This is a genomic window from Bacteroides sp. RTP31139st1_H2_RTP31139_211217 (assembly GCF_040227615.1).
GTDB classification, from domain to species: Bacteria; Bacteroidota; Bacteroidia; order Bacteroidales; family Bacteroidaceae; genus Bacteroides; species Bacteroides uniformis.
In genome coordinates this window covers 1-15089 of record NZ_JBCNZM010000116.1, presented here as the reverse complement: position 1 = coordinate 15089, position 15089 = coordinate 1, and the positions used below count along the sequence as shown (strand labels likewise).

At 48.0% G+C, this 15089-nt stretch carries 9 protein-coding genes; 8 read left to right on the top strand and 1 reads right to left on the bottom strand.

Annotated features, from left to right (window positions below; all coding sequences use genetic code 11):
• From ABUA47_RS17045 to ABUA47_RS17010, 8 genes are all read left to right on the top strand, one after another.
• Positions 1–1493 (top strand): RagB/SusD family nutrient uptake outer membrane protein (locus ABUA47_RS17045; protein ID WP_349831804.1); only part of this gene is annotated, 1493 nt, incomplete at its 5' end.
• 22 nt (positions 1494–1515) lie between these two features.
• The gene (locus tag ABUA47_RS17040) at positions 1516–2529 is read left to right on the top strand and encodes a glycoside hydrolase family 18 (RefSeq protein WP_005835485.1); all 1014 of its coding nucleotides are present in this window, start codon (positions 1516–1518) and stop codon (positions 2527–2529) included.
• 9 nt (positions 2530–2538) lie between these two features.
• Positions 2539–3693 carry a DUF1735 and LamG domain-containing protein gene (locus tag ABUA47_RS17035; RefSeq protein ID WP_035449951.1) on the top strand — a complete coding sequence of 385 codons (1155 nt, stop codon included), beginning with the start codon at positions 2539–2541 and terminating at the stop codon, positions 3691–3693.
• Between the two features lie 38 nt (positions 3694–3731).
• Positions 3732–5714, top strand: a complete 1983-nt coding sequence (locus ABUA47_RS17030) for a BT_3987 domain-containing protein (protein ID WP_035449948.1) — start codon at positions 3732–3734, stop codon at positions 5712–5714.
• A 166-nt stretch (positions 5715–5880) separates the two neighbouring features.
• On the top strand, positions 5881–8151 hold the full coding sequence (locus ABUA47_RS17025) for a GH92 family glycosyl hydrolase (RefSeq protein WP_005828868.1): 2271 nt from the start codon (positions 5881–5883) through the stop codon (positions 8149–8151).
• Positions 8152–8172: 21 nt separating this feature from the next.
• On the top strand, positions 8173–9483 hold the full coding sequence (locus ABUA47_RS17020) for an MFS transporter (protein WP_005835491.1): 1311 nt from the start codon (positions 8173–8175) through the stop codon (positions 9481–9483).
• 23 nt (positions 9484–9506) lie between these two features.
• Positions 9507–10478, top strand: a complete 972-nt coding sequence (locus tag ABUA47_RS17015) for a glycoside hydrolase family 130 protein (protein WP_005828866.1) — start codon at positions 9507–9509, stop codon at positions 10476–10478.
• A gap of 295 nt (positions 10479–10773) precedes the next feature.
• Complete coding sequence (locus ABUA47_RS17010; RefSeq protein ID WP_035449947.1) at positions 10774–13017, top strand: GH92 family glycosyl hydrolase; 2244 nt, start codon at positions 10774–10776, stop codon at positions 13015–13017.
• A gap of 78 nt (positions 13018–13095) precedes the next feature.
• Here the strand turns inward: ABUA47_RS17010 and ABUA47_RS17005 are convergent, their stop codons facing one another.
• Positions 13096–14622, bottom strand: a complete 1527-nt coding sequence (locus ABUA47_RS17005; protein ID WP_035449946.1) for an ATP-binding protein — start codon at positions 14620–14622, stop codon at positions 13096–13098.
• Positions 14623–15089: the final 467 nt, after the last annotated feature.

Sequence of the window (15089 nt, the reverse complement as noted above, 5' to 3'; positions counted from 1 at the left end):
CTTATCAACCGGGTGATTTGACTCCGGATGATTATGCACTGGGTTCTGCCATGAGTAACTTGGCAAGTACGGTTATCTCATCAGATGTCAATACGGCACAGTTTACTGATTGTTTGTTGGGTGGACCGTTGGGAGGTTATTTTGCCGATTCAAATGCCGGCTGGTCCAATACAATATCCAATTTTAATGCTACAAATGACTGGACGCGTGTGTTCTTGATAAGTGACCGTATCATTTCAACACTTTACGGTAACTTGAGCACAGTGAAACAAGTATCGGAGAATACCAATAATCCGGTTCCTTATGCCATTGCTCAAATCATAAAGGTTGCTGCCATGAGTCGCGTGACTGATGCGTATGGTCCTATTCCTTATTCTAAAATCGGTCAGGATGGCAAGATTACCATTCCTTATGATACGCAGGAAGAAGTATATAACGCATTCTTCAAGGAACTGGACGAATCCATCGAGGTGCTGACTGAAAACAGAAATGCGGCGTTGGTTGCTTCTGCAGATTTCGTGTACAGTGGTAATGTACAGAAGTGGGTGAAGTTTGCCAATTCATTGAAACTGCGTTTGGCTATCCGTATTGCCAATGTAAGCCCTGCTAAGGCTAAAGAAATGGCTGAAAGTGCAGTGAATCACGAGTTGGGTCTGATTGAAACAAATGCAGACAATGCTACATGGAAGTATTTCGGTACAATTAGCAATCCGTTGTTTGTGGCAGTACGTTACAATGAAGAAGCTTCAGGTGGTGATACCCATCCTGCTGCCGACATCATCTGCTACATGAACGGTTACAACGACAATCGTCGTGCCAGCTATTTTGAGGAATCAAAATGGCCTGGAGAGACTTATGTAGGATTACGTCGCGGTATCAACCTCAGTAAGATGAAGGAGTATTTCATCAATTATTCACGTGTGAAGATTTCCTCTTCTGATCCCGTGCTTTGGATGAATGCGGCAGAAGTTGCTTTTTTGCGTGCTGAAGCCACTGCAATCTATGGTTTCAACATGAAAGGAACCGCTGCTGATTTTTATGAACAAGGTGTCCGTCTCTCTTTCGAACAGTGGGGAGCTACCGGTGTAGACAGCTATCTGGCTGATGAAAGCAGTGTACCTGCTCTTTACAAAGATCCCGCCGGTCTTAATACTTATGAAAAGAACCTTTCAGCCATTACTGTCAAGTGGAATGAAGGGGCATCCAAGGAAGAAAAACAGGAACGTATCATTACCCAGAAGTGGATTGCGAATTGGCCGTTAGGTAACGAAGCTTGGGCTGACTATCGCCGTACAGGCTATCCCAAACTGTTGCCTGCAACCAGTGAAGGTAACTTGAGTGGTGGAATTGTTGATAGCGAGAAAGGTGCACGCCGTATGCCTTATCCTTCTGAAGAATATACAAGTAATACTGAAAACGTGCAAGAGGCAGTAAACAGCTATCTGGGTGGACCGGACAACATGGCTACTGACGTATGGTGGGCACGCAAATAATAACAATAAATGCTGAATAATTATGAAATTATATAAGAAATCATTCAAAGGAATCGCGCTGGCAGCTTTTTCCGTATTGGCATTGTCTGCCTGCTCCGACTGGACGGATTCAGAGAGTATTAAACTGAAAGAACCCGGAATCGACGAACAGTCTCCCGAACTGTATGCCAAGTATCTGAAGAACTTGCAGGAATACAAGAATTCTGACCATAAGATTGTATACGGTTGGTTTGATAATAGTGAGAAAGTTCCTTTCAGCCGCGGGCAGCACATGTCGGATGTTCCCGACAGCCTGGACGTAATTATCGCAACTACTCCCGATTTGGCGGAATTCGAATTGGAAGATATTGCAAATGTACATGAGAAGGGAACGAAAGTATTCTATTCCATCAGCTATGACAATATCTTGAAGGAACATACCGACAAGGTGAAAGAAGGAACAGAAACATCTGCATTCTCGGCTTATCTGTCGGCTGAGCTGAACAGACTGATAGCTCTTGAAGCACCTTTCGACGGTATTGTAGCCGAGTATCGTGGTAGCAATCCTATCTACATGTCCGAAGCCGACAAGGCTGAAGCAAAGGCAAATCAGGATACTTTCTTCGGTGTGATATCCAACTGGAAGAGTGCCAATTCAGGTAAGCAACTGGTGTTCCAGGGGTATCCTGCCAACCTGATAGGCCAGTCTGTGCTCTCTTCTTGTGACCATATCATCTTGATTACAAATGATGTCACGGATGTTGCCCAACTGGGGATAGAAGCGCTTCAGGCCTTGATGGCAGACGGTGTTCCGGCTGACCGCTTCATTGTATCGGCATCTACCGTCTCTCTGGATACAACAGATAAGACTACCGGATATTACAATGCTTTGAGAGCTCTGTCGGAAGCTGCTTATTGGGTGACAGAACCGTCTGCAGAGTTTACAAAAGCTGGTCTGGCTATTGAGAACATGCAGAATGATTATTACAATGCTACCAATACCTATCAATACGTGAGAGAAGCTATCAATATTATGAATCCTGCTCCTAAAAAATAAAAGAATATCATGAAACTGAAAAGTATATATTTAGTATCGATGGCATTATTGGCAGGTGTATTTGCTGCTTGTAATGATAATGACGTTGAGAATTTCGATAATCAGGTGTATATCAACGGCTCGGCGATGACCAGTACTGTGTTGTTGAAAAACACTGTTTCCGATACGGAAGGTTCATTCCGGATTTCAATGGCCCGTCCTGAATCGCAGGATATAACTATTGCCTTGAAGGCGGACCCTTCACTGGTAGCTACTTATAACGCTACCTATTATGACACAGCCGAGGCTCTGCCGGAAAACTATTATACGGTAGAAACTCCGCAGGCTACCATTTTGGCCGGTGCTGTCATTTCAGACGACATCACTGTCAGCTTCAAGAACTTGACGGAGCTGGACCGTGAGAAGGTATATGTATTGCCGGTTACGGTAGACCAGGCAAGCATCGGAGTCTTGAAGAGCTCCGGTACCATGTACTACGTGCTGAAGGGTGCCGCATTGATTAATACGGTTCCTGATATTACCAAGAATCTGGTTTACGTAACTTGGACCAATCCAGATGTAGCCAATAATATGAATAAGCTGACGGCAGAAGCGTTGATTCGTGTAAGCAAGTTTGACAAGATGCTGACTTCCATTATGGGTATCGAAGGTAAGTTCCTGCTCCGCATCGGTGATGCCGGAATTCCTCAAAACCAGTTGCAGGTGGCTACAAGTAGCGGCAATGTGACCGATGAGAGTCTGGTTATTCCGACAAACGAATGGACACATATCGCTGTGACCTACGATGCGGATGCAAAAACAGTTATAATCTACATCAATGGTAAGAATATGCTGGAGACTACTTTGGACTGCGGAGTCGTGAACTGGGGCCAGACCATGACCGATGAAGGTAACGGATTCTGGATTGGCCATTCATACAATCGTGACCGTTGGTTGGAAGGTAATATCTCAGAGGTGCGTATCTGGAACAAGGTGTTGACATCAGCAGAAATCAATGCAAAGGACCACTTCTACCAGGTAGAGCCGGATACTGACGGACTGGTTTCTTACTGGAAGTTCGATGAGGGCGCCGGTACTGCCATTCACGATTATAGCGGAAATGAGAACAATGCTACTGCAGTGGAATCATTGACTTGGACTGCTGTGGAACTGCCCGCTAAATAATTTAGTTATACCTTAATTCAAATAAAAAGATATTGATTATGAAATATATGAATCATGTAAAATCAGGCTTGCTGGCAATGGCTTTTGCATGTGCAGGAATATGCTTCACCGGTTGTGAAGATGATGTTGTCATCAACACCGGCAACAGTGACAAGCTGGATACTGTGGATGGCGTGTATGGCTATGTAAAGTCTGCCGCCGGTGCACGTGAACTTACTCCGATTTCTGTTTTTGGCGACAAGGTTGCTACCGGACATCTCTATTTTGAACTGAGCAAAGCTGCAGAGCAGGATGTTACGGTGACCTTCAAAGTGGACGAAGACGTTTTGGAGGCTTACAATAAGAAGAATGGAACAAGCTATAAAATGTATCCCGCCGATAAGCTGAGCCTGGCGAACGGTGGAACTGCCACTATCAAGGCGGGCGAACAGAAGTCGGCTTCTGTGGAACTGAATATCAATGCCGGAGGCACAATCGGACAGACTTATGCTGTTGCCGTTTCTGCATCTGCCAATAACGGTGTGGAAGTTTCTACAAACAATCAGGAATATATTTACTTGGTAAAGCCTTTGGCTGCTATTCCTGAGAGTATCAGTAAGGGTGATATACTTACACATTGCTTTGTGGAAGTAAATGACGAGAACATCTTGAATATGGGTGAATATACCATGAAGAGCAACGGAAAGCCTTTCTTTGATGTAGTCAGCATTTTTGCTGCCAACATCAATGTGGATAGCAAGACCGGTCGCGTACATGTTTTCTGCAATGACCAGGTTTCCTTCTTGCTGAGAAATGCGGATAAGTTCATCCGTCCTTTGCAGGCTAAGGGCATTAAGGTGGCTATGACTATTCTTGGCAACCATGACGAGGCTGGTATGGGTAACCTTTCGGAAGCTGCTGCCAAAGACTTTGCCAAGGAACTGAAAGCCTACTTGGATATTTATGGTTTGGATGGCATCGACTTTGATGATGAGTACACCAACTACAACAACTCCAATCCCAGCCCCGGCTTCGAAACACGCTCACGTGCCAACTTCGCGCGTTTGGTTTATGAGTGCCGCCAGGTATTTGGAGACAAGCTGATCGGTGTGTATGAATATGGTTCGCTCGACTCTCCAGATGGTGAGGTAGAGGGTATGAAGGTAGGTGACATTGTGGACTATATGACCTACGGTTACTACCAGAATCAGAATCCCGAGGGAGCCTTTGGCCGTGAAGAGTCTCATTTTGAGAACCTGCCCAAATCCAAGTATGCTCCGCTGCCTTGGAAGATTAATGATGAGTTGAACGGAGGTTGGAGTGGATTTGACAAGAGCAAATTCCAGAAAGTGAAAGATGAAGGTTATGGCATTCAGATGTTCTACAATCCCAAACCGCTGGTGTATCAGTATTATACGTTGCTTTCGGAAATAAGTAAAGTACTTTTTGATGATGAAGTGGAGTGGAGCGGCAAGTACTGGAGCCGTATCGGTGAAGCTTATCAGGGCAAAATGTTGGGTTATGAAGATTTGGTCGGCGAGTGGAAGGTAACTTCCAGCAATTCTCTCTTTACCTATGTGGATGAAGAAGGCAATCCTCGCTGGTGGGATTGGAAAGGCAGTCAGGAGTTTGAGAAGAATGTAATTATAGAGAAGGATGAAGAAGGTACCGGATATGTGGTTTACAACTGGGGCACTTTCCCCGAAATCACCGGTAAGTATCCGATGCATTGCGATTACTATAACGGTGCACTGCTCATCTATCCGCAAACCATTCATGAGGGCGATGCTGAAGACCCTGCTACCTACAAGATGCATTTCGGTACTTACAGCAAGAATTTCCAGTGGAAAGCATATCCTAACTATGATGATTACTATATGGATGGTGCTATTGCTCCTAACGGTGATATGCATATCTATGGCTTGGGCAACAGATGGGCTATCAATCCCTATAAGTATGTAGGCGGTGAGATTGAGACCGACATCTTCCCCGATGTTCCTTACTTCGTGAGTGAGAACTATACGATGAAGAAGGTACGCTGATGCCGTGTTTTCCGTAAACTGAGGTTTCGGAAAACGGATGCTTGAACCTTTTCATACATGAAACAAAGGAGGGCTTTGCTCAAAGTAATAGGGCGACCCTCCTCAAGCATTCTCATATAACAAGATTCTATTATGAAGCTATACACCTACTTATACAATAAACAATATGAAGAAAAACATGAAATCTAGTTCCATACTGTTGGGCGGACTTTTTCTGCTGGGGGCGGTTTGCAGCTGTACCCAGACGGCACCGGACTATGCGTCTTACGTCAATCCGTTCATCGGTACGGGTGGACATGGGCATACCTATCCCGGAGCGGTAGTTCCCAACGGGATGATTCAGCCCAGCCCCGACACGCGTATCTACGAGTGGGATGCCTGCTCCGGATATTACTATGCAGATACTACTATCAACGGATTTTCACATACCCACGTCAGCGGTACGGGTTGTGCCGATTACGGGGATGTGCTGCTGATGCCCACTGTAGGTCGGCAGGATTACCACTCCATGGGCTCGAAGAGCCAGCAGATGGCGTACGCCTCTGCCTTTTCCCACGAGAATGAAACAGCCGAACCGGGATATTATTCCGTATTTTTGGACCGCTACGGGGTGAAAGCCGAACTGACCTCTACCAAACGTGCGGCGATTCATCGCTATACCTTCCCGAAAGCGGAAGATGCAGGTTTTATCCTCGACCTGGATTACAGTATCCAGCGCCAGAAGAATGAACAGATGGAGCTGGAAGTAATCAGCGATACTGAAATCCGTGGACGCAAGAAGACTGTATATTGGGCTTTCGACCAGTATATCAACTTCTACGCTAAGTTCTCCAAACCATTTACCTATACGCTGGTCACGGACTCCATGGCATTGGACGAAGGCGGTCCGCTTCTGCCTACAGCTAAAGCTTTACTGCAATTCCAGACGGAGCCCAATGAGGAGGTATTGGTAAAGGTAGGTGTGTCTGCCGTGGATATGGACGGTGCCCGCAAGAATGTGGAAGCCGAAATCTCCGGATGGGATTTTGACGGTGTGCGCCGTGCTGCCCGCCAGCAGTGGAACACTTATCTTTCCAAGATTGACATCGATACGAAGGACAACGACCAGCGTACCATGTTCTACACGGCACTTTACCACACGGGTATGCAGCCCAACTTGTTTACCGATGCTGACGGACGTTACTTTGGTATGGACTTGAAGCCCCATCAAGGCAGGGTGGACGAGCCTATCTACACCATTTTCTCTTTATGGGACACTTTCCGTGCCTATCATCCGCTGATGACGATTATTGATCCTGAACTGAACGAGGCTTTCATCCGTTCGCTCATCCAGAAGTCCCGCGAGGGCGGCGTCCTGCCTATGTGGGAACTGGCCGGAAACTATACGGGTACCATGATTGGTTATCATGCAGCCTCCCTCATAGCGGATTCTTATGTAAAGGGATACCGTAACTTCGACGTGCAGGAGGCTTACAAGGCTTGCCTCCGTACGGCAGAATACGATACGACGGGTATTATCACCCATCCTTTGGTTGTGCCGCATCTGATGCCGCAGGCCAAGTACTGGAAGAACAAGATTGGCTACGTGCCTTGCGATAAAGACAATGAATCTGTGGCTAAAGCTTTGGAATATGCTTACGATGACTGGTGTATCTCCGTACTGGCAGGTGCCTTGGACGACGAAGCCAACCGCGATAAGTATGCGGCTTTTGCCGAGGGATATAAAGTTTATTTCGATCCGAGTACCCGCTTCATGCGCGGACTGGACAGTGAGGGCAACTGGCGTACGCCTTTCAACCCCCGCGCTTCCAATCACCGTAATGATGACTATTGCGAAGGTACGGCATGGCAGTGGACTTGGTTCGTTCCCCACGATGTGGACGGACTGGTGGAACTGATGGGAGGACGCGACGCCTTCATCGGCAAGTTGGATTCTCTGTTCACGGCCGATTCCAAGCTGGAAGGTGAATCGACCTCGGTGGATATTTCCGGTCTGATAGGCCAGTATGCCCACGGCAATGAGCCAAGCCATCACATTGCCCATCTCTACAACTACGTAGGCCAGCCCTGGCGTACGCAGGAGATTGTGGATGAGGTGCTGCATACGCTTTACTTCAACAACCCCGACGGACTTTCGGGCAATGAAGACTGCGGACAGATGTCTGCATGGTACATTCTGAATGCGATGGGCTTCTATCAAGTATGCCCCGGCAAGCCGGTATATTCCATCGGACGCCCGCTGTTCAACGAGGCGACCGTTCATCTGAAAGACGGCAAGTCGTTCAAGGTGATAGCCCACAACAACAGCCGCGATAACAAGTATGTGCGGAGCATTGTGCTGAACGGCAATAAGTTGGAGACTCCATTCTTCACGCATCAGGATATAGTGGACGGCGGTACGCTGGAGCTGACTATGGGCAGTGAACCGTTGAAGTGACACAGATAATATACAGAAGGGATGAGCCGAAAAAATCATAATCCTATATCGTGGGTCCCCACCGTATATTTCGCCATGGGATTGCCGTTCGTGGTGCTGAACATGGTTTCTGTGCTGATGTTCAAGGGGATGGGTATCGGTGACGCGCAGATTGCTCTGTGGACGTCGCTCATCATGATGCCCTGGACGCTGAAGTTCCTTTGGAGTCCGTTCCTTGAAATGTTCAAGACGAAGAAGTTTTTCGTGGTACTGACGCAGATGGTTACCGGAGCAGGTTTTGCTCTGGTGGCTTTGGCGTTGCAGTTACCGTTCTTTTTTGCGATATGCATTGCGCTGCTGGCAGTGATTGCTTTCAGCGGAGCCACGCACGATGTGGCTACGGATGGTGTCTACATGTCGGAACTGAACAAGCAGGACCAGGCCAAGTATATCGGTTGGCAGGGAGCCTTCTACAATATAGCGAAGATTGTGGCGTCCGGCGGGTTGGTCTGGCTGGCAGGTGCCTTGCTGGTAGGTTTCGGTGGGGTGGAGGGTGCCACAGAGGCAGTCCGCCACGAGGCTACCCGGCATGCATGGATGACGGTGATGCTGATATTGGCGGCGGTGATGCTGCTGCTTGGCTTCTACCACATGCGCATGCTGCCATCGGGCGGTGCGGCCGCATCCGGCGCCAAGTCGGCAAGAGAGACGTGGGAGCAGTTGGTGGCGGTAATCAAGGATTTCTTCTTGAAGAAGCACATCTGGTACTATATAGCGTTCATTATCCTTTATCGCCTTGCCGAGGGTTTTGTCATGAAGATTGTCCCTCTTTTCTTGAAGGCGGAGCGTTCGGCAGGTGGCTTGGGACTGAATGAGCAGCAGATAGGTTTGTACTACGGCACTTATGGGGCGGCAGCCTTTGTGCTGGGGTCACTGTTGGCAGGCTATTACATTTCGCACCGGGGATTGCGGCGGACGCTGTTCTCTCTGTGCTGCATCTTCAATCTGCCTTTTGTAGCGTATACCCTGCTTGCCATGTACCAGCCGGAAAGCGGGTTGCTGATAGGTAGTGCCATCGTGCTCGAGTACTTCGGTTATGGTTTTGGTTTTGTGGGACTGACTTTGTTCATGATGCAGCAGGTGGCGCCGGGAAAGCACCAGATGGCACATTATGCCTTTGCTTCGGGCATCATGAATCTGGGTGTGATGTTGCCGGGCACAATCAGCGGTTTTGTCAGCGACTGGTTGGGGTACGAGGCGTTCTTTACCTTCACGCTGTTTGCCACCATTCCGGCGTTCCTCATTACGTACTTCATACCATTTACGTATGCCGATGAGAAGAAACAACAATAACCAATTAATAATATAGAGCAATTATGAGCAACAAAATCACAATGCCTTGGGAAGAACGGCCGGCAGGCTGTAAGGATGTAATGTGGCGTTATTCGGAGAATCCCGTAATAGACCGCTACCATATTCCGTCGTCGAACAGCATTTTCAACAGTGCGGTGGTTCCGTTTAAGGATGGTTATGCCGGTGTGTTCCGTTGTGACAACCGGGCGGTGCAGATGAATATCTTTGCCGGTTTCAGCAAGGACGGCATCCACTGGGAAATAGAGCATGAGCCAATCAAGTTCAAGGCCGGGAATACGGACATGATAGAGTCCGAATATAAATACGATCCGCGCGTGACATGGATTGAGGACCGCTACTGGATTACGTGGTGCAACGGCTACTACGGCCCCACCATCGGCATCGGCTATACTTTCGATTTCAAGGAGTTCTTCCAGTGCGAGAATGCTTTCTTGCCTTTCAACCGCAACGGTGTGTTGTTGCCTCAGAAGTTCGATGGCAAATATGCGCTCTTGAGCCGTCCCAGCGATAGCGGACATACTCCTTTTGGCGACATCTACATTAGCTTCAGCCCTGACATGAAATTCTGGGGCGAACACCGCCATGTGATGGCTCCTACGCCTTTCCCCGAAAGTGCCTGGCAGTGTACCAAGATAGGGGCAGGTTCGGTACCGTTCCTCACGGACGAGGGTTGGCTGATGTTCTATCATGGCGTGATAACCACTTGTAACGGTTTCCGTTACTCCATGGGAGCAGCTATTCTGGATAAGGACAATCCTGCCAAGTTGCTCTACCGCACCCGTGAGTATCTGCTTGCGCCTGCTGCTCCTTATGAGTTGCAAGGTGATGTTCCCAACGTGGTGTTCCCTTGCGCAGCGTTGCAAGATGGAGAACGTGTAGCTGTATACTACGGTGCAGCCGATACGGTAGTGGGGCTTGCCTTTGGGTATATCCGCGAGATTCTGGAGTTCACGAAGCGCACAAGTATTTTGTAAGTACCAAGCAGTTGGCAGGCGCTCGGTATTGCTGAAAAGCGCCTGCCGTAACTGCCTTATACTTAGTGTAATATCACTGCAAAGATACTGCATGCTTTTTGCAGTGCTACTGCAAAGCCGTTGCAGCGCCACTGCAAAGCTGATGCAGCGTCACTGCAAAACTGTTGCAGCGCTACTGCAAAGTAGTTTGCAGTGTCACTGCAGACCGTTTGCAATAACTTTGCAGAGTGCATGCAATGACACCGGCATGGGTAGCGTGCTCACTAACTAATAAAGAACAAATCCTTACTATATTATGAAACGACTGATTACTTTCTGTATCATCTCCTTTGGAATGCTCACGGCATCTATGGCTGCGGAGAAGCATCCTGCGGACTATGTGAATCCTTTTGTCGGTACCACTAACTTCGGTACCACGAATCCGGGAGCCGTCTGTCCCAATGGAATGATGTCCGTAGTGCCCTTCAACGTGATGGGTTCGGAGGACAACAAATACGATAAAGATGCCCGCTGGTGGTCCACTCCCTATGAGTATCACAATTGTTTCTTCACCGGATACTCGCATGTCAATTTGAGCGGTGTGGGCTGTCCGGAATTGGGTTCTCTGCTGCTGATGCCCACTACGGGAGAGCTGTCCGTAGATTATAAGGAATATGGAAGCCGCTATAAGGACGAGCAGGCATCCCCCGGATATTACAGCAACTTCCTGACTCGCTACAATGTGAAGACGGAAGTGACGGCAACTCCTCGCACGGGTGTGGCGCGTTTCACCTTTCCTGCCGGGCAGAGCCATGTGCTGCTGAACCTGGGCGAAGGCCTGACCAATGAATCGGGAGCTTTTCTGCGCCAGACGGGTAAATGCGAGTTTGAAGGTATGAAGCTGCTGGGTACTTTCTGCTACAACCCACAAGCCGTTTTTCCCATCTACTTTGTGATGCGTGTCAACAAGCAGCCCGCCGCTTCGGGCTACTGGAAGAAGCAGCGCCCCATGACCGGTGTAGAGGCCGAATGGGACCCCGATAACGGACGCTACAAACTTTACACCCGCTACCAGAAGGAACTGGCGGGAGATGATATCGGCGCCTATCTTACATTCGATACCGAAGAAGGCGAGCAGGTGGAAGTACAGATGGGAGTCTCTTTTGTGAGCATGGAGAATGCCCGCCTCAATCTGGATACCGAGCAGCAGGGAAAGAACTTCGGTCAAGTGCTGGAAGAAGCCCGTCGCCGCTGGAACGATGACCTTTCGCGCATCCTTGTAGAAGGAGGTACGGAGGAACAGAAAATCGTTTTTTATACGGCACTCTATCATACGCTGATACATCCCAATATCCTGCAGGATGTGAACGGGGAATATCCCGCTATGGAGAGTGATAAGATTTTGACTACCCAAGGCGACCGTTATACCGTCTTTTCTTTGTGGGACACTTACCGCAATGTGCACCAGCTTCTTACGCTGGTATATCCCGAACGGCAATTGCAGATGGTGCGCTCCATGCTCGACATGTACCGCGAACACGGCTGGCTTCCCAAATGGGAACTCTACGGACGTGAGACGCTGACCATGGAAGGTGACCCTTCCATTCCCGTCATCGTCGACACCTGGCTGAAAGGTCTGCGCGACTTTGATATAGAACTGGCCTACGAAGCCATGCGCAAGGGAGCCACCCTGCCGGGAGCGGAGAATCTGCTCCGACCGGACAATGACGACTACGTGTCATTGGGATATGTGCCCCTGCGGGAGCAGTATGACAATTCCGTTTCACATGCCCTGGAATACTATATTGCCGACAATGCTTTGTCGCGCATAGCCGCTGCGCTTGGCAAGAAGGAGGATGCCCGTCTGTTCCACGAACGTTCGCTGGGCTACAAGCATTATTACTGTAAGGAGTACGGTACTTTCCGTCCTATCCTGCCTAACGGTGAATTCTATGCTTTTTTCGACCCGAGGCAGGGAGAGAACTTTGAGCCGAACCCCGGATTTCACGAAGGTTGTGCCTGGAACTATACTTTCTATGTTCCCCACGATGTGAAAGGGCTTGCCCGGCTCATGGGTGGAAAGAAGCCGTTCGTAGACAAGCTTCAGCGTGTGTTCGACGAAGGACTGTACGACCCTGCCAACGAACCGGACATTGCATACGCCCATCTTTTTTCTTATTTCAAGGGTGAGGAGTGGCGCACGCAGAAAGAGCTGCACCGCCTTTTGCAGAAGTATTTCAAGAATGCCCCCGACGGAATTCCCGGCAATGATGATACCGGAACGATGTCTGCTTGGGCTATCTTCAATATGATGGGCTTTTATCCGGATTGTCCCGGAGAACCGGCTTATACGCTGTCTACTCCGGTATTTGATAAGGTGACCATAAAGCTCGACCCTAAGTATTGGGGACGCGACCAACTGGTGATAGAGACGGAACGCCCGTCGGCAGAGTCGCTTTATATCCGTGAAATGGAACTAGGAGGAAAAAAACTGTCCCGATATCGTATCACTCATGAAGAACTGGTGCAGAGTGGAAAACTGCGATTTAGTCTTCGATAGGTATTGTGAGTCAGGATAGCATCGGTGATGGTTTAGGTTGCCCGTCGTTGACAGAGTTCATGTCAGTGGCGGGCTTTTTTATGCAGGTTGGCTTCCGGTAGGTTGATAGGGTATTTCGAACCAGAATTCGGAACCTTTCCCCGGAATAGAGCTGACGCCCACTTTTCCGTTCATTTTCTCGGCAATCATGGTGCAGATGGAGAGTCCGAGACCCGTGCCTTGTTTAAAACTGTTTAGCTTGACAAAGCGTTCGAATACATCCTTTTGCTTTTCAGGAGGAATGCCGCAACCGGTATCACGGACAAAGAAGCGAATCCTGTCTTCTTGCGGCAGGTGATAACCAATGTCGATGAAACCTTCTTCCGTATGCTTGAGGGCGTTTGACAGATAGTTGTTCAGTACTTGTCTTACCCGTTTGGGGACTGTGTGAATAATACAGTAATCCGCACCGGGCAGGAGACGTATACTGACTTCGGACGGAAGTTTCAGTTTTGCCATCGTCTGCATTTCATCAAGCGTCTTGTTTACATCCATATCTCCTTCTGTGAATTCGAGAATGCCAGCTTCGATGCGTGACAGGTCGAGAATATCATTAATCAGTTGCAGCAGCAGTTGGGTGTTTTCTTCGATGATATGTATGTATTCCTTTGTATCTTCGTCTTGTATATAATCGGAAAGTATGGAGGAGAATCCGACGATGGCGTTTAGCGGAGTACGTATCTCGTGGCTCATGTTGGCGAGAAAAGCCGATTTCAGGCGGTTGGCTTCTTCTGCTTTCTCTTTGGCTGCCAGCAGTTCGGTGATGTCCAGTGCAGAACTGACAATCCACCTCTCTTTTCCTTTGTTGTAGGACACCAGCGTTTTGTGAAACGACAGAATATACTCTCTGCCTTTGGGATTGACAAAGTGTTTGATGTAGGACTGGGGAATTTCCGACTCTTCAACTTCTTTGTCTGTCTCTTGGATGAAATTATCTTGCATTAGGGGTTTGAACTCCTCTTCATAGTGTCCCACAATATCCTCAGCGGGGACTTCCATCATCTCTGCCGCTTTTTTGTTCCATATCAGGTAACGTCCTTCATCGTTTTTATCTTTTACTGTAGTGGCGATGGGGAGGTTCTCCAGAATACTTTCAAGGAAGAAACGGTATTTTTCGTTTTCCCGGCGTTGGACTTCATCTTCCGTAATGTCGCGTATGAAGGCTATGACATAATTTCTGTTGAGGTAGACCATGCGCACTGCGATATATAGTTTCTCACCACTTTCTATTCTTATCTTTAGGGTCAGGCTGTCCGAAGTGCGGGTATTCAGTACGCGTAACAGCGACGTCATGTATTTCCGGCATTCATCGGCGTCTGTCACTAAATTATTGATATTTAGAACTCCCGGATTCAGGAACGGAAGTCTGTTTGCCTTTTCGGTAGGTGTATTAAGTAGTTTTACGACAATACCTTGTCTGTTCAGCAGATATACTGGAATGTCTATTGCCCGGATAATCTGTCTGTTCAGACTTTTGTATTTATGATTTATCCAGTATAGAAAGCTTGCAGATGTAACGGCAATTAACAGAAATAACTGTACTTCTCCAAATAATGTAAGATGCATACGCGGTGTCTTTCATTTCGTCTGTCCCCATTGACGAAGGTTATTATATAAAAAGCGCGAGGACTGTTATTGTCTATCTGCATTCGAGGCTCTGGAAAATGCCCACACCGTTAATAGACAACAGCCCCCACGCCTAAGTATATAATAACATAGACGTGAAGAAACTGTTGCTATTATCCTGCGGTGTTTAAGAGAATTTTCCAGATTCCGAATAGCAGGGATAATAACTTTCGCTTCTTGCGTTCTTATCGAATCGAGTCAAAAGTGACGTTATCACTATAACAGCCAAGACTTTGGTGCAAAAGTAGTATATTTTTCGGGATGTACGGTATGATGAGGACAATAAAGTGTATATGCAAACAAAGCGTGATGGTATTTGACCGTCACGCTTTGTATAGTCTGCCATTAAAAGTTGTTGTTAGAGAGAATTGTTAGAGGATTTATTTCATGGCTTCTATGGTATATCC

What these genes read in the sequence shown, in the direction of transcription:
- ABUA47_RS17035 (WP_035449951.1), top strand. Translation starts at nt 2,539, where the DNA reads ATGAAACTGAAAAGTATATATTTAGTATCGATGGCATTATTGGCAGGT.
- ABUA47_RS17010 (WP_035449947.1), top strand. Translation starts at nt 10,774, where the DNA reads ATGAAACGACTGATTACTTTCTGTATCATCTCCTTTGGAATGCTCACG.
- ABUA47_RS17040 (WP_005835485.1), top strand. Translation starts at nt 1,516, where the DNA reads ATGAAATTATATAAGAAATCATTCAAAGGAATCGCGCTGGCAGCTTTT.
- ABUA47_RS17020 (WP_005835491.1), top strand. Translation starts at nt 8,173, where the DNA reads ATGAGCCGAAAAAATCATAATCCTATATCGTGGGTCCCCACCGTATAT.
- ABUA47_RS17015 (WP_005828866.1), top strand. Translation starts at nt 9,507, where the DNA reads ATGAGCAACAAAATCACAATGCCTTGGGAAGAACGGCCGGCAGGCTGT.
- ABUA47_RS17005 (WP_035449946.1), bottom strand. Translation starts at nt 14,622, where the DNA reads ATGCATCTTACATTATTTGGAGAAGTACAGTTATTTCTGTTAATTGCC.
- ABUA47_RS17030 (WP_035449948.1), top strand. Translation starts at nt 3,732, where the DNA reads ATGAAATATATGAATCATGTAAAATCAGGCTTGCTGGCAATGGCTTTT.
- ABUA47_RS17025 (WP_005828868.1), top strand. Translation starts at nt 5,881, where the DNA reads ATGAAGAAAAACATGAAATCTAGTTCCATACTGTTGGGCGGACTTTTT.